The sequence below is a fragment of the Pseudomonas sp. XK-1 genome, assembly GCF_038069885.1.
Taxonomy (GTDB): domain Bacteria; phylum Pseudomonadota; class Gammaproteobacteria; order Pseudomonadales; family Pseudomonadaceae; genus Aquipseudomonas.
This window is the reverse complement of record NZ_JBBPES010000003.1, coordinates 377075-397282: the sequence shown is the minus strand read 5'-3', so window position 1 is coordinate 397282 and position 20208 is coordinate 377075. Positions and strand designations below refer to the sequence as shown.

18 protein-coding genes are annotated in these 20208 nt (G+C 60.2%); 17 read left to right on the top strand and 1 reads right to left on the bottom strand.

What is annotated here, in order from left to right; all coding sequences use genetic code 11:
- Positions 1-243 precede the first annotated feature (243 nt).
- The 12 genes from sdhC (at position 244) to WMW70_RS10130 (ending at position 14462) form a co-directional block, all read left to right on the top strand.
- Positions 244-618 carry a succinate dehydrogenase, cytochrome b556 subunit gene (sdhC, locus tag WMW70_RS10185; RefSeq protein WP_341437393.1) on the top strand — a complete coding sequence of 125 codons (375 nt, stop codon included), beginning with the start codon at positions 244-246 and terminating at the stop codon, positions 616-618.
- On the top strand, positions 612-980 hold the full coding sequence (sdhD, locus tag WMW70_RS10180) for a succinate dehydrogenase, hydrophobic membrane anchor protein (RefSeq protein WP_341437392.1): 369 nt from the start codon (positions 612-614) through the stop codon (positions 978-980). Before sdhC ends, sdhD begins: the two co-directional genes overlap by 7 nt.
- A 3-nt stretch (positions 981-983) precedes the next feature.
- On the top strand, positions 984-2753 hold the full coding sequence (sdhA, locus tag WMW70_RS10175) for a succinate dehydrogenase flavoprotein subunit (protein WP_341437391.1): 1770 nt from the start codon (positions 984-986) through the stop codon (positions 2751-2753).
- A gap of 26 nt (positions 2754-2779) precedes the next feature.
- Positions 2780-3484: a succinate dehydrogenase iron-sulfur subunit gene (locus tag WMW70_RS10170; protein ID WP_341437545.1), complete on the top strand. Its 705-nt coding sequence runs from the start codon at positions 2780-2782 to the stop codon at positions 3482-3484.
- Positions 3485-3733: 249 nt separating this feature from the next.
- Positions 3734-6565: a 2-oxoglutarate dehydrogenase E1 component gene (locus WMW70_RS10165; protein WP_341437390.1), complete on the top strand. Its 2832-nt coding sequence runs from the start codon at positions 3734-3736 to the stop codon at positions 6563-6565.
- Positions 6566-6635: 70 nt separating this feature from the next.
- The gene (gene odhB, locus WMW70_RS10160) at positions 6636-7865 is read left to right on the top strand and encodes a 2-oxoglutarate dehydrogenase complex dihydrolipoyllysine-residue succinyltransferase (protein ID WP_341437389.1); all 1230 of its coding nucleotides are present in this window, start codon (positions 6636-6638) and stop codon (positions 7863-7865) included.
- Positions 7866-7930: 65 nt separating this feature from the next.
- Positions 7931-9367 (top strand): dihydrolipoyl dehydrogenase, encoded by a 1437-nt coding sequence (lpdA, locus tag WMW70_RS10155; protein WP_341437388.1) that lies wholly within the window; start codon positions 7931-7933, stop codon positions 9365-9367.
- A gap of 212 nt (positions 9368-9579) precedes the next feature.
- Positions 9580-10746 (top strand): ADP-forming succinate--CoA ligase subunit beta, encoded by a 1167-nt coding sequence (sucC, locus tag WMW70_RS10150; protein ID WP_325506574.1) that lies wholly within the window; start codon positions 9580-9582, stop codon positions 10744-10746.
- Positions 10746-11633: a succinate--CoA ligase subunit alpha gene (gene sucD, locus WMW70_RS10145; RefSeq protein ID WP_341437387.1), complete on the top strand. Its 888-nt coding sequence runs from the start codon at positions 10746-10748 to the stop codon at positions 11631-11633. The genes sucC and sucD overlap by 1 nt, the downstream gene beginning before the upstream one ends.
- A gap of 280 nt (positions 11634-11913) precedes the next feature.
- On the top strand, positions 11914-13227 hold the full coding sequence (brnQ, locus tag WMW70_RS10140; protein ID WP_341437386.1) for a branched-chain amino acid transport system II carrier protein: 1314 nt from the start codon (positions 11914-11916) through the stop codon (positions 13225-13227).
- 111 nt (positions 13228-13338) lie between these two features.
- Positions 13339-14073, top strand: coding sequence for a DUF599 domain-containing protein (locus tag WMW70_RS10135; RefSeq protein ID WP_341437385.1), 735 nt, complete (start codon positions 13339-13341; stop codon positions 14071-14073).
- Positions 14070-14462 carry an MAPEG family protein gene (locus WMW70_RS10130; RefSeq protein WP_341437384.1) on the top strand — a complete coding sequence of 131 codons (393 nt, stop codon included), beginning with the start codon at positions 14070-14072 and terminating at the stop codon, positions 14460-14462. Before WMW70_RS10135 ends, WMW70_RS10130 begins: the two co-directional genes overlap by 4 nt.
- A gap of 160 nt (positions 14463-14622) precedes the next feature.
- Here the strand turns inward: WMW70_RS10130 and WMW70_RS10125 are convergent, their stop codons facing one another.
- Positions 14623-14892 carry a hypothetical protein gene (locus WMW70_RS10125; protein ID WP_341437383.1) on the bottom strand — a complete coding sequence of 90 codons (270 nt, stop codon included), beginning with the start codon at positions 14890-14892 and terminating at the stop codon, positions 14623-14625.
- A 169-nt stretch (positions 14893-15061) separates the two neighbouring features.
- Here WMW70_RS10125 and WMW70_RS10120 point away from each other — a divergent pair, with 169 nt between their 5' ends.
- The 5 genes from WMW70_RS10120 (at position 15062) to WMW70_RS10100 (ending at position 20168) form a co-directional block, all read left to right on the top strand.
- Positions 15062-15538, top strand: coding sequence for a PaaI family thioesterase (locus tag WMW70_RS10120; RefSeq protein ID WP_341437382.1), 477 nt, complete (start codon positions 15062-15064; stop codon positions 15536-15538).
- Entirely contained in the window at positions 15535-15981 is a 447-nt protein-coding gene (locus tag WMW70_RS10115) for a PaaI family thioesterase (RefSeq protein WP_341437381.1), read from the top strand. Before WMW70_RS10120 ends, WMW70_RS10115 begins: the two co-directional genes overlap by 4 nt.
- A 48-nt stretch (positions 15982-16029) precedes the next feature.
- The gene (locus tag WMW70_RS10110; RefSeq protein WP_341437380.1) at positions 16030-17283 is read left to right on the top strand and encodes an MFS transporter; all 1254 of its coding nucleotides are present in this window, start codon (positions 16030-16032) and stop codon (positions 17281-17283) included.
- A 93-nt stretch (positions 17284-17376) separates the two neighbouring features.
- On the top strand, positions 17377-19281 hold the full coding sequence (htpG, locus tag WMW70_RS10105) for a molecular chaperone HtpG (RefSeq protein WP_341437379.1): 1905 nt from the start codon (positions 17377-17379) through the stop codon (positions 19279-19281).
- 104 nt (positions 19282-19385) lie between these two features.
- Positions 19386-20168, top strand: coding sequence for a dienelactone hydrolase family protein (locus WMW70_RS10100; RefSeq protein ID WP_341437378.1), 783 nt, complete (start codon positions 19386-19388; stop codon positions 20166-20168).
- The last annotated feature ends 40 nt before the right edge of the window (positions 20169-20208 follow it).

The window sequence follows — 20208 nt, the reverse complement described above, 5'->3', positions numbered from 1 at the left end:
GGTGGTTTTCGCGGTGAAAATCGTCCCCTTTACGTCATTTATAAAGGCTGCGCAATGCGCTTTTAGGTAGGGGGCTTTGCATTGTCATTAGTAACCTAACTGTCTATACTCTGCGCCCAACTACCAAGGGCTACACGCCCGTATTCTGGTGGTTGTCACTCCTTGGGTGATGGGTACCTGACCAGTGCACTTCCCGACAACTTTGCCCTGATAGTTAGGGGCTCTCAGTGTGATAAAAAAGCCGTGAATAGCCAAAGACCTGTAAACCTAGACCTTAGGACTATCAAACTCCCAATCACTGCTTACACGTCCATTCTTCACCGTATCTCCGGTGTCATCCTCTTTGTCGGTATCGCCATTCTGCTGTTTGGCCTCGACAAGTCGCTGGCGTCCGAAGAGGGCTTTGCCCAGGTGAAGGATTGCCTGACCAGTCCGCTGGCCAAGTTCGTGATCTGGGGTCTGCTGTCCGCTCTGCTGTACCACCTGGTGGCCGGTGTACGCCACTTGATCATGGACATGGGCATTGGTGAGACGCTGGAAGGCGGCAAGCTGGGCTCGCAAATCGTTCTCGTCGTTTCGGCGATCGTGATCCTGCTGCTGGGGGTGTGGATATGGTAACCAACGTCACTAACTTCTCGCGTTCGGGCCTCTATGACTGGATGGCGCAACGCGTGTCTGCGGTCGTTCTCGCGGCTTACACGCTGTTTCTGCTGGGTTATGTCGTGTTCAACCCAGGTCTGGGTTATGCCGAATGGCAGGCGCTGTTCTCCAATAATGCGATGCGCATTTTCAGTCTGCTGGCCCTGGTGGCGCTCAGCGTTCACGCCTGGGTAGGTATGTGGACAATTTCCACCGACTACCTGACGCCGATGGCGCTGGGTAAGTGGGCGACTGTGGTGCGTTTTCTCTTCCAGGCGGCGTGTGGCATTGCCATGTTCACGTTCTTCGTCTGGGGCGTGCAGATTCTTTGGGGTAACTGATCCATGACTATTCGCACTCTTTCTTACGACGCCATCATCGTCGGTGGCGGCGGCGCGGGCATGCGCGCTGCGCTGCAGTTGGCCCAGGGCGGGCACAAGACCGCTGTGGTGACCAAGGTCTTTCCGACCCGCTCGCACACCGTATCCGCCCAGGGTGGCATCACCTGCGCCATCGCTTCGGCCGACCCGAACGACGATTGGCGCTGGCACATGTACGACACCGTCAAGGGCTCCGATTACATCGGTGACCAGGACGCCATCGAATATATGTGCTCCGTTGGTCCGGAAGCCGTATTCGAACTGGAACACATGGGTCTGCCGTTCTCCCGTACCGAACAGGGTCGCATTTATCAGCGTCCGTTCGGCGGTCAGTCCAAGGGCCCAAACAACCCGACTCAGGCTGCGCGCACCTGCGCTGCTGCCGACCGTACCGGTCATGCGCTGCTGCACACCTTGTACCAGGCCAACCTCAAGGCTGGTACCTCGTTCCTTAACGAGTGGTACGCGGTCGATCTGGTGAAGAACCAGGACGGTGCCGTGGTTGGCACCATCGCCATCTGCATTGAAACCGGCGAAACCGTTTATATCCGTTCCAAGGCCGTGGTTCTGGCCACTGGCGGTGCAGGGCGTATCTACGCCTCCACCACCAACGCCCTGATCAACACTGGCGACGGCGTGGGCATGGCCCTGCGTGCCGGCGTGCCGGTGCAGGACATCGAAATGTGGCAGTTCCACCCGACCGGCATCGCCGGTGCCGGTACCCTGGTGACCGAAGGTTGCCGTGGTGAAGGTGGCTACCTGATCAACAAGCACGGCGAGCGTTTCATGGAACGCTATGCGCCGAACGCCAAAGACCTGGCCGGCCGCGACGTGGTTGCGCGCTCCATGGTCAAGGAAATCATCGCCGGCAACGGCTGTGGTCCGGATGGCGATCACGTGATGCTCAAGCTCGACCACCTCGGCGAAGAAGTGCTGCACAGCCGCCTGCCGGGTATCTGCGAACTGTCCAAGACCTTCGCTCACGTCGATCCGGTGGTTGCGCCGATTCCGGTCGTGCCGACCTGCCACTATATGATGGGCGGCGTGCCGACCAACATTCATGGCCAGGCCATCACTCAGGATGCCAACGGCAACGACAAGATCATCGACGGTCTGTTTGCGGTAGGCGAAGTGGCTTGCGTATCGGTACACGGTGCCAACCGCCTGGGCGGCAACTCGCTGCTTGACCTGGTGGTATTCGGCCGTGCGGCAGGCATTCACCTGGAAAAATCGCTGAAAGAAGGCGTGGAAGTCCGTGGTGCCAGCGAAACCGACATCGAGCTGTCGCTCAAGCGTCTGGCGGGCGTCAATGAACGCACCACCGGCGAAGACGTCGCGCCGCTGCGTAAAGAACTGCAAAACTGCATGCAGAACTACTTCGGTGTGTTCCGCACCGGCGAGTACATGCAGAAGGGTATTACCCAACTGGCCGACCTGCGTGAGCGGATCGCGAACGTCAAGATCGCGGACAAGAGCCAGGCATTCAACACTGCGCGTATCGAAGCACTGGAGCTGCAAAACCTTCTCGAAGTGGCTGAAGCCACCGCGATCGCTGCCGAGGTTCGTAAGGAATCCCGTGGCGCTCACGCTCGTGAAGACTTCGAAGATCGTGATGACGAAAACTGGCTGTGCCATTCCCTGTATATCCCAGGTGAAAAGCGCGTGAGCAAGCGTTCGGTCAACTTCTCGCCGAAGACAGTTCCAGCGTTTGAACCCAAGGTTCGGACTTATTAAGGGTGCCTGATATGTCGCAAGCCAATCTGTTGCAAGTAAGCGTTTATCGTTACAACCCGGAAAAAGATGCTGCGCCGTTTATGCAGGATTTCCAGATCGACACCGGCGGCAAGGACATCATGGTCCTCGACGTGCTGGCGCTGATCAAGGAACAGGACGTGACCTTCTCCTACCGTCGCTCCTGCCGTGAAGGGGTCTGTGGCTCCGACGGCATGAACATCAATGGCAAGAACGGTCTGGCCTGTATCACGCCGCTGTCGGCAACCGTCAAGAACAACAAGCTGGTGATTCGCCCGTTGCCGGGTTTGCCAGTAATTCGTGACTTGGTTGTCGACATGAGCATCTTCTACAAGCAGTACGAGAAGGTGCAGCCGTTCCTGCAGAACGATACCCCGGCTCCGGCCATCGAACGTCTGCAAACCCCGGAAGAGCGCGAGAAGCTGGACGGTCTTTACGAGTGCATCCTGTGCGCTTGCTGCTCGACCAGCTGCCCGTCCTTCTGGTGGAACCCCGACAAGTTCCTTGGTCCCGCTGCGCTGCTGCAGGCCTACCGTTTCCTGGCCGACAGCCGTGACACCAAGACCGATGAGCGCCTGGCCGCGCTGGACGATCCGTTCAGCGTGTTCCGTTGCCGCGGCATCATGAACTGCGTGAACGTTTGCCCTAAAGGTCTCAACCCGACCAAGGCAATCGGCCACGTACGCAACATGTTGCTGCAAAGCGGTACCTGATTAGCGTTTGTTTGCTAGACCTGTAACACCTGCGGCGCTGGCTTCAACCCCGCGCCGTAGTTTTAGCAAGAACCGCAGCTCACAAAGCGGCGGTTCTTAACTTTGAAAAATATGACGACCAGCAGGGGCATCCGGGCTGGTGCCCGGACTATCTGCGGGATCCGTAGTGGCTTACCAGTCGCTGCTCCAGGACTGGCAAGCCATGCGGTTTCTTCGCCGGTGGTGTCCCCTTACCGAGGGTGACCAAGCATGCAAGAAAGCGTGATGCAGCGCATGTGGGACAGTGCCCACCTATCCGGTGGTAACGCTGCCTATGTGGAAGAGCTCTACGAGCTTTACCTGCACGATCCCAACGCTGTGCCAGAAGAGTGGCGCACTTACTTCCAGAAGTTGCCGACTGAAGGCAGCGCCGCCACAGACGTATCGCATTCGACGATCCGCGATCATTTCGTGTTGCTCGCTAAAAACCAGCGTCGCGCCCAACCGGTGTCTGCCGGCAGCGTGAGCAGCGAGCACGAAAAGAAGCAAGTCGAAGTGCTACGGATGATTCAGGCCTATCGCATGCGTGGCCATCAGGCCGCCCAACTCGATCCGCTTGGTCTCTGGCAGCGTCCCGCACCGGCTGATCTGTCGATCAACCACTACGGGCTGACCGATGCCGATCTGGACACCACATTCCGTACCGGTGGTCTGTTTATCGGCAAGGAAGAGGCTACTCTGCGCGAAATTCGCGATGCGTTGCAGCAGACATATTGCCGCACCATCGGTGCCGAGTTCACCCATATCGTCGATTCCGAGCAGCGCAGCTGGTTCCAGCAGCGCCTGGAAAGCGTACGTGGTCGTCCACAGTTTTCCACCGAAGTACAGAGCCATCTGCTTGAGCGCCTGACTGCGGCCGAGGGCCTGGAAAAATACCTGGGGACCAAATACCCGGGTACCAAGCGTTTCGGTCTGGAAGGTGGCGAGAGCCTGATTCCCCTGCTCGATGAGCTGATCCAGCGTTCCGGTTCCTACGGCACCAAGGAAATCGTCATCGGCATGGCCCACCGTGGTCGTCTCAACGTGCTGGTCAACACCTTCGGCAAGAACCCGCGCGACCTGTTCGACGAGTTCGAAGGCAAGAAGACCGAAGGCCTGTCCTCTGGCGACGTGAAATACCACCAGGGTTTCTCCTCCAACGTGATGACCGCTGGCGGCGAAGTGCACCTGGCGATGGCGTTCAACCCCTCGCACCTGGAGATCGTCTCTCCGGTGGTCGAGGGTTCTGTGCGCGCCCGTCAGGATCGTCGTTGCGATACCACTGGCGAGAAGGTACTGCCGGTTTCCCTGCACGGTGACGCGGCATTCGCCGGTCAGGGTGTGGTCATGGAAACCTTCCAGATGTCGCAGACCCGCGGCTTCAAGACCGGCGGCACCATCCATATCGTGATCAACAACCAGGTTGGCTTCACCATCAGCAACCCGCTGGACTCGCGTTCCACCGAGTACTGCACCGATGTGGCGAAGATGATCCAGGCCCCGATCCTGCACGTGAACGGCGATGACCCGGAAGCGGTGCTGTTCGTCACTCAGCTGGCCGTCGACTACCGCATGCAGTACAAGCGTGACGTGGTCATCGACCTGGTCTGCTACCGCCGTCGCGGCCACAACGAAGCCGACGAGCCGAGCGGTACTCAGCCGATCATGTATCAGCAGATCGGCAAGCAGCGCACCACCCGCGAGCTGTATGCCGAAGCCCTGACCAGCGCCGTACGCCACTCGGTGGACGACGTGCAGGCCAAGATCGACGACTACCGCACTGCGCTGGATAACGGCCAGCATGTGGTCAAGAGCCTGGTCAAGGAGCCGAACAAGGAATTGTTCGTCGATTGGCGCCCGTATCTGGGTCACGCCTGGACCGCGCGTCACGACACCCGCTTTGAGCTGAAAACCCTGCAGGAACTGTCCAGCAAGCTGCTGGAAATTCCGGAAGGCTTCGTGGTCCAGCGTCAGGTCGCGAAGATTCTCGAAGACCGCCAGAAGATGGGTGCCGGTGCGCTGCCGATCAACTGGGGCTATGCCGAAACCATGGCCTACGCGACCCTGTTGTTCGAAGGTCATCCGATCCGCATGACGGGTCAGGACATCGGCCGCGGCACCTTCTCGCACCGCCATGCGGCGCTGCACAACCAGAAGGATGCCGGTACCTACCTGCCGTTGCAGAACCTCTACGCCGGTCAGCCGAAGTTCGACCTGTACGATTCCTTCCTATCGGAAGAAGCCGTGCTGGCCTTCGAATACGGCTATGCCACCACCCAGCCCAATGCGCTGGTGATCTGGGAAGCCCAGTTCGGCGACTTCGCCAACGGTGCCCAGGTGGTGTTCGACCAGTTCATTTCCAGTGGCGAGCACAAGTGGGGCCGTCTCTGCGGTCTGACCATGCTGCTGCCGCACGGTTATGAAGGGCAGGGGCCTGAGCACAGTTCGGCACGTCTGGAGCGTTATCTGCAACTGTGCGCCGAGCACAACATGCAGGTGGCCGTACCGACCACCCCGGCGCAGATCTACCACCTGCTGCGCCGTCAGGTGATTCGTCCGCTGCGCAAGCCGTTGGTCGTATTGACGCCGAAGTCGCTGCTGCGCCACAAATTGGCCATCTCGACCCTGGAAGATCTGGCCGAGGGTTCGTTCCAGACCGTGATCCCGGAAACCGATGCGATCGATCCGAAGAAGGTCGACCGCCTGGTGCTGTGCAGCGGCAAGGTCTACTACGACCTGCTGGAAAAGCGCCGCAGTGAAGGCCGCGAAGATATCGCCATCGTGCGTATCGAGCAGCTCTATCCGTTCCCGGAAGACGATCTGGCCGAGGCGCTTGCTCCGTACAAGAACCTCAAGCACATCGTCTGGTGTCAGGAAGAGCCGATGAACCAGGGGGCCTGGTACTGCAGCCAGCATCACATGCGTCGCGTGGCGACAGCGCACAAGAAAGCGCTGTTCCTCGAGTACGCCGGTCGTGATGCGTCTGCCGCACCCGCCTGTGGTTATGCATCGATGCACGCCGAACAGCAGGAAAAACTCCTGCAGGACGCCTTTACTGTTTAACGCCTTCGCGTAAGAGGCGGCCGCCTGAGGCCGCCTCGTAGAAGAAACCGAATTTAAGGAACCACTGATAATGGCTATCGAGATCAAAGCCCCTACTTTCCCGGAATCGGTCGCCGACGGCACCGTGGCCACCTGGCACAAGAAGCCGGGTGATGCGGTCAAGCGCGACGAACTGATCGTCGATATCGAAACCGACAAGGTAGTGATCGAAGTGCTGGCCGAGGCCGATGGTGTCCTCGCGCAAATCATCAAGAACGAAGGCGATACCGTCCTTTCCAACGAAGTGCTGGGTACCCTGGGTGAGGGCAGCGCTGCTGCCGCTGCCCCGGCAGCCGCCGCAGCTGCTCCGGCTGTTGCCGCCCAGGCCGCCGCACCGGCTGCTGCGGGTGACGACGCCATCCTGTCGCCTGCTGCACGCAAGATCGCCGAAGAGAACGGTCTTGACGCCAATAGCATTGCCGGCACCGGCAAGGGCGGTCGCGTAACCAAGGAAGACGTGGTCGCGGCCGTTGAAGCCAAGAAGAACGCCCCGGCTGCTGCGCCTGCTGCCAAACCGGCCGCTCCGGCTGCCGCCGCGCCGATGTTCGCTGCCGGCGATCGCGTCGAGAAGCGCGTGCCGATGACCCGCCTGCGTGCCAAGGTCGCCGAGCGTCTGGTCGAAGCCCAGTCGAACATGGCCATGCTGACCACCTTCAACGAAGTCGACATGACTGAAGTCATGGCCCTGCGTTCGAAGTACAAGGATCTGTTCGAGAAGACCCACAACGGCGTACGCCTGGGCTTTATGTCGTTCTTCGTCAAGGCTGCCACCGAGGCGCTGAAGCGCTTCCCGGCTGTCAACGCCTCGATCGACGGCTCCGACATCGTCTACCACGGTTACTCCGACATCGGTGTTGCCGTGTCCAGCGACCGTGGCCTGGTGGTTCCAGTGCTGCGTAATGCCGAACTGATGAGCCTGGCTGAAATCGAAAACGGCATCGCCACCTTCGGCAAGAAAGCCAAAGACGGCAAACTGTCGATCGACGACATGACCGGCGGCACGTTCACCATCACCAACGGTGGTACCTTCGGTTCGATGATGTCGACCCCGATCGTCAACCCGCCGCAGGCGGCCATCCTCGGCATGCACAACATCCTGCAACGGCCGATGGCGATCAACGGTCAGGTGGTGATCCGCCCGATGATGTACCTGGCGCTGTCCTACGACCACCGCCTGATCGATGGTAAGGAAGCCGTGACCTTCCTGGTGACCATCAAGAACTTGCTGGAAGACCCGGCGCGCCTGCTGCTGGACATCTAAAAGCCAGTTTCTCCCACGGCGGCCCTGGTTCAGGGCCGTCCGGTTTATTCGAGAAGGAATATGTTATGACCCAGAAATTCGACGTGGTAGTCATCGGTGCCGGCCCTGGTGGCTATGTAGCCGCCATCAAGGCAGCGCAACTCGGTCTGAAGACTGCCTGTATCGAGAAGTACCAGGACAAAGAGGGCAAGATCGCCCTCGGCGGTACTTGCCTGAACGTCGGTTGCATTCCGTCCAAGGCGTTGCTGGACAGCTCCTGGAAATACCACGAAGCCAAAGAAGGCTTCGCCATTCACGGTATCGAAGCCAAGGGCGTGAGCATCGACGTGCCGGCCATGGTCGCGCGCAAGAGCAATATCGTTAAGAACCTCACCGGCGGCGTTTCCACCCTGTTCAAGGCCAACGGCGTGACCCTGCTCGAAGGTCACGGCAAGCTGCTGGCGAACAAGCAGGTCGAAGTGACCGCGCTGGACGGCACCACCCAGATCGTTGACGCGCAGAACGTGATCATCGCGTCCGGTTCCAAGCCGATCGACATTCCGCCGGCTCCGGTCGACCAGGATGTGATCGTTGACTCCACCGGTGCCCTGGAATTCCAGAGCGTGCCGAAGAAACTCGGCGTGATCGGTGCCGGCGTTATCGGTCTGGAGCTGGGTTCGGTATGGGCCCGTCTGGGTGCCGAAGTGACCGTGATCGAGGCCCAGGACAAGTTCCTCCCGGCCGCCGATGAGCAGATCGCCAAGGAAGCCTTGAAGACCTTCACCAAGCAAGGCCTGAAGATCCGTCTGGGCGCACGTCTGACCGCTTCCGAAGTGAAGAAGAAGCAGGTCACCGTGAGCTTCACCGATGCCGAAGGCGAGCAGAAGATGACCTTCGACAAGCTGATCATCGCGGTCGGCCGTCGTCCGGTGACCACCGATCTGCTGGCCACCGATAGCGGTGTGGACATGGACGAGCGTGGCTTTATCTACGTCGACGACCAGTGCGCCACCAGCGTACCGGGCGTTTACGCGGTGGGTGATGTGGTGCGCGGCGCGATGCTGGCCCACAAGGCCTCGGAAGAGGGCGTAATGGTTGCCGAGCGTATCGCCGGTCACAAAGCCCAGATGAACTATGACCTGATCCCGTCGGTCATCTACACCCATCCGGAAATCGCATGGGTTGGCAAGACCGAGCAGCAGCTCAAAGGCGAGGGCGTTGCGGTCAACGTCGGTACCTTCCCGTTCGCGGCCAGCGGCCGTGCCATGGCTGCCAACGATACCGGCGGTATGGTCAAGGTGATTGCCGATGCAGCCACCGACCGCGTTCTGGGCGTACATGTGATTGGCCCGAGCGCTGCCGAGCTGGTCCAGCAGGGCGCAATTGGCATGGAATTCGGCACCAGTGCCGAGGACCTGGGGATGATGGTGTTCTCCCACCCAACGCTGTCCGAAGCGCTGCACGAAGCTGCCCTGGCAGTGAATGGCCACGCCATCCACATCGCCAACCGCAAGAAGCGTTAATCAAGTAGTTGTTGCCCGAGTCGCCCTCCTTATCGGCCTTGTGTACCGGCAGGGGGCGTTTCAGGCAGAAAGAACCACGGCAGACCGCCCGCGTACAACCCAGGTTGCTGCGCGGAACGTCAGCCGGATTGCTCCAGAAGCAGTCACAGGTGGTGCGGCATCACAAGTGCAGCACCGTATGCGCAATACCTAAACGAAGACGGTAGACAAGCATGAATCTCCACGAGTATCAGGGTAAGCAGCTGTTCGCTGAATACGGCCTGCCCGTATCCAAGGGTTTCGCCGTAGACACCCCCGAAGACGCCGCAGCAGCCTGCGACAAAATCGGTGGCACTGAGTGGGTCGTCAAGGCTCAAGTCCACGCTGGTGGCCGCGGTAAAGCGGGCGGCGTGAAGCTGGTCAAGAGCAAGGAAGACGCCAAAGCCTTCGCCGCCAACTGGCTGGGCAAGCGTCTGGTGACTTACCAGACTGACGCCAACGGTCAGCCGGTAACCAAGATCCTGGTTGAGTCCTGCACCGATATCGCCAAGGAACTGTACCTGGGCGCGGTCGTTGACCGTTCCAGCCGTCGCATCGTGTTCATGGCTTCCACCGAAGGTGGCGTGGACATCGAGAAGATCGCTCACGAAACCCCAGAAAAAATTCTCAAGGCCACTATCGATCCGCTGGTTGGCGCTCAGCCATTCCAGGGTCGTGAACTGGCTTTCCAGCTGGGCCTGGAAGGCAAGCAAGTTGCCCAGTTCGCCAAGATCTTCGTAGGTCTGGCCAAGCTGTTCCAGGACCACGATCTGGCCCTGCTGGAAGTGAACCCGCTGGTGATCAAGGCTGACGGCGATCTGCACTGCCTTGATGCCAAGATCAACATCGACGCCAACGCCATGTACCGTCAGCCTAAGCTGAAGACCTTCCACGATCCGTCCCAGGACGATCCTCGTGAAGCCCACGCTGCCAAGTTCGAACTGAACTACGTAGCGCTGGAAGGCAACATCGGTTGCATGGTCAACGGTGCTGGCCTGGCCATGGGTACCATGGACATCGTCAACCTGCATGGCGGCAAACCAGCCAACTTCCTCGACGTAGGTGGTGGCGCTACCAAGGAACGCGTTACCGAAGCGTTCAAGATCATCCTGTCCGACTCCAACGTCGCTGCAGTACTGGTCAACATCTTCGGCGGCATCGTTCGTTGCGACATGATTGCCGAAGGCATCATCGGTGCAGTGAAAGAAGTTGGCGTTAAAATCCCGGTTGTTGTTCGCCTTGAAGGTAACAACGCTGAGCTGGGCGCTAAAGTACTGGCAGAAAGCGGTTTGAACATCATCGCGGCTACCAGCCTGACCGACGCTGCTCAACAAGTTGTCAAAGCTGCGGAGGGCAAATAATGAGCGTCCTGATCAACAAAGACACCAAGGTTATCTGCCAGGGTATTACTGGTTCGCAGGGTAGCTTCCACACCCAGCAAGCCATCGAATACGGCACTCAGATGGTCGGTGGCGTAACCCCGGGCAAAGGCGGCACCGAGCACCTGGGTCTGCCGGTGTTCAACACCGTGAAAGACGCCGTAGCTGCCACTGGTGCTACCGCCAGCGTGATCTACGTTCCGGCTCCGTTCTGCAAGGACTCGATCCTGGAAGCGGCCTTCGGCGGCATCAAGCTGATCGTGTGCATCACCGAAGGCATCCCGACCCTCGACATGCTCGACGCCAAGGTCAAGTGCGACGAGCTGGGTGTGGTCCTGATCGGCCCGAACTGCCCAGGCGTGATCACTCCGGGCGAGTGCAAGATCGGCATCATGCCGGGCCACATCCACTTGCCAGGCAAAGTAGGCATCGTGTCGCGTTCCGGCACCCTGACTTACGAAGCCGTCAAGCAGACCACTGACGCTGGTTTCGGTCAGTCCACCTGCGTCGGCATCGGCGGTGACCCGATCCCGGGCTCCAACTTCATCGACATCCTGAAGCTGTTCCAGGAAGACCCGAAGACCGAAGCGATCGTCATGATCGGTGAGATCGGCGGTTCGGCTGAAGAAGAAGCCGCTGCTTACATCAAGGCCAACGTGACCAAGCCGGTGGTGTCCTACATCGCTGGTGTGACCGCTCCGGCGGGCAAGCGTATGGGCCACGCCGGTGCAATCATCTCCGGCGGCAAGGGTACTGCAGACGAGAAGTTCGCAGCCCTGCAAGACGCTGGTGTGAAAACCGTGCGCTCCCTGGCTGATATCGGCAAGGCCCTGGCCGAGCTGACTGGTTGGGAAGCCAAGAACGCCTAAGCGTGATTGGTTGATGAAGAGGCCACCTTCGGGTGGCCTTTTTTATTCAGCTCCAAGAACTGTTGTCGATGCGACAGCGGTTTACGCCAGTTCGACAGCTTGACCGGCGTCAGTGCCGTTAAAACGGCAAATTAGATAGGCTTGCAACTATTCGCGCCTGGGTCGCCACAAGCGGCTTACGGCGCAACAGTGGCTCAGCCCAACCGGCTGAGTGACGTTTCCCCCGATCCTTCGGGAAACCCTCGGAACTCATAACTTTCTGCCTGTGGTATTCCCCTCTATGAATCGTTTGAAAGGCTCGGATCTCCTGGCCCTTGGTTTTATGACCTTTGCCCTGTTCCTCGGTGCGGGCAACATCATCTTCCCGCCCAGCGCCGGCATGGCGGCGGGCGAAAATATCGGCCCGGCGGCCCTGGGCTTCCTGCTCACCGGCGTCGGTTTGCCCTTGCTCACCATTGTGGCGCTGGCCCGGGTTGGCGGCGGTATGGCGCTGCTGACCGCACCGCTAGGCAAGCACGCCGGGACGCTGTTCGCGGTGGCGGTGTACCTGGCCATCGGTCCGCTGTTCGCCACCCCGCGCACCGCCGTGGTCTCCTTCGAGATGGGCATTGCCCCCTTTGCCGGTAATCAGGCGACGCCGCTGTTGATCTACACCCTGGCCTATTTCGCCGCGGTACTGTTTCTGGCCCTCAACCCGGGGCAGCTGGTGGACCGAATCGGCAAGTACATCACCCCGGTTCTGCTCGCCGCGCTGCTGGTACTGGGGGCTGCAGCCCTGTTGCTGCCGGCCGGGGAGATTGGCCCAGTTACCGCGGACTATCAGGCCGCGCCTTTCGTGCAGGGCTTCCTGCAGGGCTATCTGACCATGGACACCCTCGGAGCCCTGGTATTCGGCATCGTGATTGCCACTGCGATTCGTGATCAGGGCGTGACCGATGGCAAGTTGATCACCCGCTATTCGGTGATTGCCGGCCTGATCGCCGCCGTCGGTCTGTCGCTGGTCTATCTGGCGCTGTTCTACCTCGGCGCGACCAGCCAGGGGATTGCCGGCGAAGCGCAGAACGGCGTGCAGATCCTCACCGCCTATGTGCAGCACACCTTCGGCACGGCCGGTAGCCTGTTGCTGGCCGTGGTGATCACGCTGGCCTGCCTGACCACCGCGGTGGGCTTGCTGACGGCCTGCGGCGAGTTTTTCAGCAAGCTGCTGCCTGTGTCCTACCGCGGCGTGGTCATCGCACTGGGGCTGTTCAGCCTGCTGGTCGCCAACCAGGGCCTGACGCAACTGATCAGCTTCTCGATTCCCGTGCTGGTGGGGCTCTATCCCCTGGCCATCGTTCTGGTCGCACTGAGCCTGCTCGATGGCTTCTGGCTCTCGTCGGCGCGGGTGTTCCGCCCGGTGATGGCGGTGGCCCTGGCCTTTGGCCTGGTCGACGGCCTGGCCGCGGCGGGCTGGGCGCAGTGGGTACCTGGATTCTTCAGCCAGTTGCCGCTGGCCGACCAGAGCCTCGGCTGGCTGTTGCCGGTGCTGGTTACCCTGGTTCTGGCCGCGGCTTGCGACCGCCTGCTGGGCCGAACGGTTGCTGTCGCTGCCTGATCGGTCCGCCTGTAACTGCAAAAGGCCGCTGGTTTGCTCCAGCGGCCTTTTTTGTTGGCCAGTTGAAAGACTGGCCTGGCTATAATCGGCGTTGGCAATCAAGGAGCTCCCATGCCGATCAGTGACTATTACCTGCCGCATCTGCTTGCTGTTCTCTGGTTTGTGATCTGCTGGGCGGGCTACACCCGTTATGCCCAGGCCAAGGGGCGCACCACCCCCTGTCTGGCCAGCGTGCTGCACCTGTACCGCGAGGACTGGATGCGTCGCATGCTGCTGCGCGACAACCGTATCGCCGATGCCAACGTGATCGGCAATCTGGAGCGCAACGCCTCGTTCTTCGCCTCCAGCACCCTGATCATACTTGCCGGTATCCTTACCGTACTGGGGGCCTCCGACCGTGCCGTGTCCTTGCTGGCCGACTTGCCCTTTGTCCAGACCGCCAGCCGCGAGATGTCCGAGGTCAAGCTGCTGTGTCTGGGTGTGGTGTTCGTCTATGCCTTCTTCACCTTCAGCTGGTGCATGCGTCAGTACAATTTCGCCGCCGTGCTGGTGGGCTCTGCGCCCATGATCGGCGAGCGGCATGTCACCGAACAGGAGCGCAAGGCCTTTGCCGAGCGCACCGCGCGGGTGATCTCCATGGCGGCTAACCAGTTCAACCAGGGTCTGCGGGCCTATTACTTCGGCATGGCGACCTTGGCCTGGTTTATCAATCCCTGGTTTTTCATGCTGGTCAGCACTGGCGTAGTGATAGTGTTGTACCGCCGCGAGTTTCACTCCGATGTGCTGGAAGTGATGGTCTATACCCAGACCCCGGCGTTCGAATCGCCCAAGGAGAAAAGCGAATGAGTCTGCCGTTCTGGTGCATCTTTATCAGTGCCATCCTGATCTTTATTGCCAAGGCACCGGTGGCCAAGGCCATGGCCAGTGAAGGGGGAGGGCATTACGACAATCACCATCCGCGGGCTCAGCAGGCGCGTCTGACCGGCTTCGGCGCGCGGGCGCTGGCGGCCCACCTGAACAGCTTCGAGGCCTTCCCGCTGTTTGCCGTGGGTGTACTGATGACCCACGTCACCAACAATCATGGTGTGCTGGTAGATGTGCTGGCCGTGACCTTCGTCGTTGCCCGGGTGCTGTACCTGGGGTTCTACTGGGCCGATATGCACTGGCAGCGCAGCCTGGTCTGGGTGGTGGGGTTGCTCTGCAGCCTGTTGCTGATGCTGGTGCCGGTTCTGTAAGGGCACAAACCGCAACTGAGTATGGCTCGCAAAAATGCCGTTCACTGCAGAGAAGTGAACGGCATTTTTTCTGGCTCGCGTAGCGGCATCCGGCTGCTAGATACCCGCATGCGGATAATCCAGGATTACCGCGATGCGTGGCGTTTGGGCCGCGAGGTGCTTACTGGCCGTCTACCGCGTCTTTGGCGTCTTCGCCAGCCTCGTCGATGGCATTAGCCGCATCTTCTGCGGCGTCTTCGATCTTCTCGCCAGTGGTCGGCTCGTTGCCCAGAACCTGATTGGTCTTGTCTTCCATGGCTTCGCCCATGGATTCTACGGCGTCGACTGCGGATTCCTTGGCCGATTCCATTTTGTCTTCCGGAGTCTTTTCGCAGGCCGCGAGGGCCAGGGTGGCGGCGAGCAGCAGGGCATAGGTAAATGGTTTTTGCACGGTTTGGTACTCCTTGTGAATGTTCGTCATTGCCGGGTTGCCCCGGTCATGGCCGTTTGAACCGCGATGAATCGACGAAGTTCCCCAATCCGCTTATGCGGGCCGTGCCCTGGCTAGGACGAGGCGCTATCATGCCTGCCCTCTGTACGCTGGTCCCAGGTTTGACGCTATGAATGATTCCCCCATGCTTGAGCGCGCGCAGCGCTTTCTCTCGGTGCTGCGCCACTGCCAGGTCCTCGGCATGAGCGTGCACAGTGCCGATGCGCAGGGCCTGATCCTGCGCCTGCCCTATAGCACGCAGATTATCGGCAACCCGGAAACCGGAGTGATCCATGGCGGAGCCATCACCACCTTGATGGACACCACCTGCGGTATCTCCACGGTCTGTGTGCTGCCGGAGTTCGAGATCTGCCCGACCCTGGATCTGCGCATCGACTATATGCATCCGGCCGAGCCGAACAAGGATGTATTCGGTTTCGCCGAATGCTACCGGGTTACGCCCAATATCATCTTTACCCGCGGCTACGCCTATCAGGACGACCCGGCGCAACCCATTGCCCATGTGGTAGGGGCCTTTATGCGTATGGGCAAGGCCGTACAGGGCGGCGCGCAGATCAAGCATGGGATCCAGGGGGGTGGCGCATGAGCAGCCCCAAGCTCAACCAGCTGGTGCGCGAAGCCCACGAGCAGAACAACTACGACTCGCTGATCAGCCTTATTCCCTACGCCAAGCTGCTGGGAATCGAGTGCCTGCGCCTGGGCGACGACATGGTCTTCCGCCTGCCCGCCAGCCAGGACAATATCGGTAACCCGACCTTGCCGGCGCTGCATGGCGGGGTGATTGCCGGTTTTATGGAGCATTCGGCGATGCTTCATCTGCTGATGTTTATGGGCATCCCACATTTACCGAAAATCATCGACTTCTCGATAGATTACCTGCGCGCCGGTCATTATCGTGACACCTTCGCCCAATGCCAGGTGTGGCGTCAGGGCAGGCGTGTCGCCAACGTGGCGATCACGGCCTGGCAAACCAATCAAACCGAGCCTATCGCGACTGCCCGCGCCCACTTCAAGGTCGATGAGCCTTGATCCGCGCAGACGCTGGATAAAGTGCGGCTCGTAAACAAGGAATACTAGATGGATGCGCTGCTGATTCTGGGTGGCTTGCTGCTGATTCTCGTCGGCCTGGTCTGGCTGGTGATGCGCGCGTTTGCCACCAGCCTGCTGTGGGGCTGGGGCAGTCTGCTGCCCCCCCTGACGCTGTTCTATGTGCTGCGCCACTGGCGCTTTGCTCGTGCGCCGCTGACCCTGGCCGGCCTGGGCTTTATCCCTCTGATCGTCGGCATGACCCTGCTCGCCAGTCAGGACTCGCAGCGTCTGGAAGCCATCCTCAGCCTGCAATGGCTCAAGCCTGCCGAGCAGCCTCCTGCCGAGCTGGCCATCGCCCTGAATGGCGAGCTTTATGGGCGGCCCTTTGCCCCGCAGCAGGGCGAGCTGATCGATGGCGTCCTGAGCTTGCGCGAAGGTCAGGATTTCTTTGCCCAGAGCGAGCTGCTTATCCGCCTGCCGCAAGCCGTCAAGGGGCCGCTGCGCCTGGACGTGCTGCCTGGCGACGAAGGCGTGCTGCCCGAGATCGAGATCAGCTGGTTGTTGCCAGAACAGGAACTCCCCGAGGCGCGCCGCCTGAGCCGCGGCTACACCCTGCACCTCGATCTGCAGCCACAGGCCCCGAACCGCCTGGCCGGCAATTTTCACCTGGTTTTGCCGCCGCGGTTCAAGACCAGCCTGAGCGGCAGAGTCGAGCTGTTCAGCGACGGCCTGCGTTACAAGAAGGACGGTCAGGTGAACCGGCAGATCGATTCGCTGGATACCCTGAAGTATGTGATCGAGGATTATCTACAGCGGCGCTTTGTCACGCGCCAGGTGCAGCTGCAGCCGCTGGCCGCGGTGAGCTTCCCGGCCGAGCGCCTCGAGCTGCAGGTGCAGGCTCTGATCACGGGGCAGCAACAGCGGGTCGATATGGTGCTGAAAAAGTCTCTCAACCGTGGCTGGGCGGTGGAAAGCGACAGCTTCGCCAGCTTGCCGGAGCCCGCCGCGGCCCCATCTACGCCTGTGCGCAGCGAAGTTGTCGCAGCGCCGCCGGAGCGTGTCAGCCGGCCGCTGGACCGACGCATTCGCTTTAGCCTGGATGCACTGCTGCGCAGCCCCAGCCGCTATCACAACCTGAGCATGCGGGTGGCCACCGAGCGCGGCAGTATTGCCGAGGGCCGATTCCAGGGCGTCGACCTGGACGGGAGGATCATGCTGCGTCAGCGCCTGAGCGGGCAGGGGGAGGTCAGTTACAGCCTGCGCCCCGAAGAAGTGGTGCGCATCGAGCTGCTCGAACCCTGATCACCAGCAAGCCCTTGAAATTTCAGCGCACGCCCCCACCTGTAGGACATCCGTCGCACTGCGGCTTATGTCAACCACGTGGAGTTAGAGAGCATGAGTGTGGAAACTCAAAAAGAAACCCTGGGCTTCCAGACCGAGGTGAAGCAGCTGCTGCACCTGATGATCCATTCGCTGTATTCGAACAAGGAAATCTTCCTGCGCGAGCTGATTTCCAATGCGTCCGATGCCAGCGACAAGCTGCGTTTCGAAGCGCTGGCCAAGCCCGAACTGCTCGAAGGCGGTGCCGAGCTGAAAATCCGCGTCAGCTTTGACAAGGACGCCAAGACCGTCACCCTCGAAGACAACGGCATCGGCATGAGCCGCGAGGACGCGATCACCCATCTGGGCACCATCGCCAAGTCCGGCACCGCCGACTTTATGCAGCACCTGACCGGCGACCAGAAGAAGGATTCGCACCTGATCGGCCAGTTCGGCGTGGGCTTCTACTCGGCCTTTATCGTCGCCGACAAGGTTGATGTGTTCAGCCGCCGCGCCGGCAGCCCGGCCAGCGAAGGCGTGCACTGGTCGAGCAAAGGCGAGGGCGAGTTCGAAGTTGCCACCGTCGAGAAAGCCGAGCGCGGTACCCGCATCGTCCTGCACCTCAAGAGCGGTGAAGACGAGTTCGCCGATGGCTGGCGTCTGCGCAACATCATCAAGAAGTACTCCGACCATATCGCCTTGCCGATCGAGCTGCCAAAAGAGTTCAGCGGCGAAGAGAAGGACAAGCCAGCAGAGGTTGAGTGGGAAACCGTCAACCGCGCCAGCGCCCTGTGGACCCGTCCGCGTACCGAGATCAAGGACGAGGAATACCAGGAGTTCTACAAGCACATCGGTCACGATTTCGAGAACCCGCTGAGCTGGAGCCACAACAAGGTCGAAGGCAAGCTGGAATACACCTCGCTGCTCTACACCCCGGCCCGTGCGCCGTTCGACCTGTATCAGCGTGAAGCGCCGCGCGGCCTGAAACTCTATGTGCAGCGCGTATTCGTCATGGATCAGGCCGAGTCGTTCCTGCCGCTGTACCTGCGCTTTATCAAGGGTGTGGTCGACTCCAACGACCTGTCGCTGAACGTCTCCCGCGAGATCCTGCAGAAAGATCCGATCATCGACTCGATGAAGTCGGCGCTGACCAAGCGTGTGCTGGATATGCTGGAAAAACTGGCGAAGAACGAGCCCGAGCAATACAAGAGCTTCTGGAAGAACTTCGGCCAGGTGCTCAAGGAAGGTCCGGCGGAAGATTTCGCCAACAAGGAGAAGATCGCCGGCCTGCTGCGCTTTGCTTCCACCCGTACTGAAGATGGCGAGCAGAGCGTTGGCCTGGGCGATTACATCGCGCGCATGGCCGAAGGCCAGGACAAGGTCTACTACCTGACTGGCGAATCCTACGCCCAGGTAAAGAACAGCCCGCACCTGGAAGTGTTCCGCAAGAAAGGCATCGAAGTGCTGCTGCTCACCGACCGTATCGATGAGTGGCTGATGAGCTACCTGACCGAGTTCGACGGCAAGCATTTCGTCGACGTGGCCCGTGGTGATCTGGACCTCGGCAAGCTGGATTCGGAAGAAGACAAGAAGGCCCAGGAAGAAGTCGCCAAGGCCAAAGAAGGCCTGGTCGAGCGTCTGAAAACCGCGCTGGGTGAGCAGGTTGCCGAGGTGCGCGTTTCCCATCGTCTGACCGACTCGCCGGCCATCCTGGCCATTGGCGAGCAGGACCTGGGCTTGCAGATGCGGCAGATCCTCGAAGCCAGCGGGCAGAAGGTGCCGGAATCCAAGCCGATCTTCGAATTCAACCCAAGCCACCCGCTGATCGAGAAGCTCGATAGCGAGGCTGATGAAGATCGTTTCGCCGACCTCAGCCATATCCTCTTCGACCAGGCTGCCCTGGCCGCAGGCGACAACCTGAAGGATCCGGCCGCTTACGTGCAGCGGCTGAACAAGCTGCTGGTCGAGCTGTCTGCCTGACACCTGCCGTAAAGAAAAAAGCCCGCGCAAGCGGGCTTTTTTCTTGGCGCAGCGCGCACAAACGCTACTGTTGAGGGCTACTCATTCAAGAGGGATTCGGGTCGATGAAAAAATCACTTTTACCCTTGGCGCTGGCCGGTCTGGTCGGTGTCGCTGAAGCTGCTGTGGTGGTTAAACCGGTGCCGTATGAAATTGACGGCGAAGCTTACGAAGGCCTAGTGGTCTATGACGATGCGGTCACTACGCCGCGTCCGGGCCTGCTGATGGTGCCTAACTGGATGGGTGTCAGTGAAAACGCGGCAACCAAGGCCGCGCTGCTGGCTTCCGACAAATACGTCATATTCGTTGCCGACATGTACGGCAAAGCGATTCGTCCGACTAATGCCGATGAAGCCAAGGTAGCGGCTACAACCGTGCGCAGCGACAGGCCATTGATGCGCAAGCGGGCGCAGGCGGCTGTTGAGGTGCTCAAAGCGCAGGCCGGGCAGGTGGCACTGGATACCACGCAGTTAGGCGCTATAGGTTTCTGTTTTGGTGGCGGAACCGTATTGGAACTGGCCCGTTCTGGTGCGCAGCTGAAAGGCTTTGTGTCTTTCCATGGCAACCTGGATACGCCTGATCCGCGTGATGCACAAAACATCAAGGCACCGGTTCTGGTGCTGCATGGTGCGGATGACCCAGCGGTGCCGCAGGAGCAGGTCGATGGTTTTATTGCGGAAATGAAAGCGGCGAAAGCCGATTGGCAATTGGTCAGCTACGGCGGTGCGGTGCATTCCTTCACCAACCCGGAGGCCAATGTGTCGGGGCGCAACGAGTACCACCCGCTGGTGGCAGCTCGCGCGTTCAAGGCCATGGATAATCTGTTCGATGAAACCTTTGCGAAATAAACCCTGAACGGGAAGGCCGGGCGGCCTTCCCGCATCGTTG

Bases quoted from the DNA above. Each gene is read 5' to 3' on its own strand.
- sdhD (WP_341437392.1), top strand. From the start codon at position 612: ATGGTAACCAACGTCACTAACTTCTCGCGTTCGGGCCTCTATGACTGG.
- sdhA (WP_341437391.1), top strand. From the start codon at position 984: ATGACTATTCGCACTCTTTCTTACGACGCCATCATCGTCGGTGGCGGC.
- WMW70_RS10165 (WP_341437390.1), top strand. From the start codon at position 3,734: ATGCAAGAAAGCGTGATGCAGCGCATGTGGGACAGTGCCCACCTATCC.
- odhB (WP_341437389.1), top strand. From the start codon at position 6,636: ATGGCTATCGAGATCAAAGCCCCTACTTTCCCGGAATCGGTCGCCGAC.
- lpdA (WP_341437388.1), top strand. From the start codon at position 7,931: ATGACCCAGAAATTCGACGTGGTAGTCATCGGTGCCGGCCCTGGTGGC.
- sucC (WP_325506574.1), top strand. From the start codon at position 9,580: ATGAATCTCCACGAGTATCAGGGTAAGCAGCTGTTCGCTGAATACGGC.
- sucD (WP_341437387.1), top strand. From the start codon at position 10,746: ATGAGCGTCCTGATCAACAAAGACACCAAGGTTATCTGCCAGGGTATT.
- brnQ (WP_341437386.1), top strand. From the start codon at position 11,914: ATGAATCGTTTGAAAGGCTCGGATCTCCTGGCCCTTGGTTTTATGACC.
- WMW70_RS10135 (WP_341437385.1), top strand. From the start codon at position 13,339: ATGCCGATCAGTGACTATTACCTGCCGCATCTGCTTGCTGTTCTCTGG.
- WMW70_RS10130 (WP_341437384.1), top strand. From the start codon at position 14,070: ATGAGTCTGCCGTTCTGGTGCATCTTTATCAGTGCCATCCTGATCTTT.
- WMW70_RS10120 (WP_341437382.1), top strand. From the start codon at position 15,062: ATGAATGATTCCCCCATGCTTGAGCGCGCGCAGCGCTTTCTCTCGGTG.
- WMW70_RS10115 (WP_341437381.1), top strand. From the start codon at position 15,535: ATGAGCAGCCCCAAGCTCAACCAGCTGGTGCGCGAAGCCCACGAGCAG.
- WMW70_RS10110 (WP_341437380.1), top strand. From the start codon at position 16,030: ATGGATGCGCTGCTGATTCTGGGTGGCTTGCTGCTGATTCTCGTCGGC.
- htpG (WP_341437379.1), top strand. From the start codon at position 17,377: ATGAGTGTGGAAACTCAAAAAGAAACCCTGGGCTTCCAGACCGAGGTG.
- WMW70_RS10100 (WP_341437378.1), top strand. From the start codon at position 19,386: ATGAAAAAATCACTTTTACCCTTGGCGCTGGCCGGTCTGGTCGGTGTC.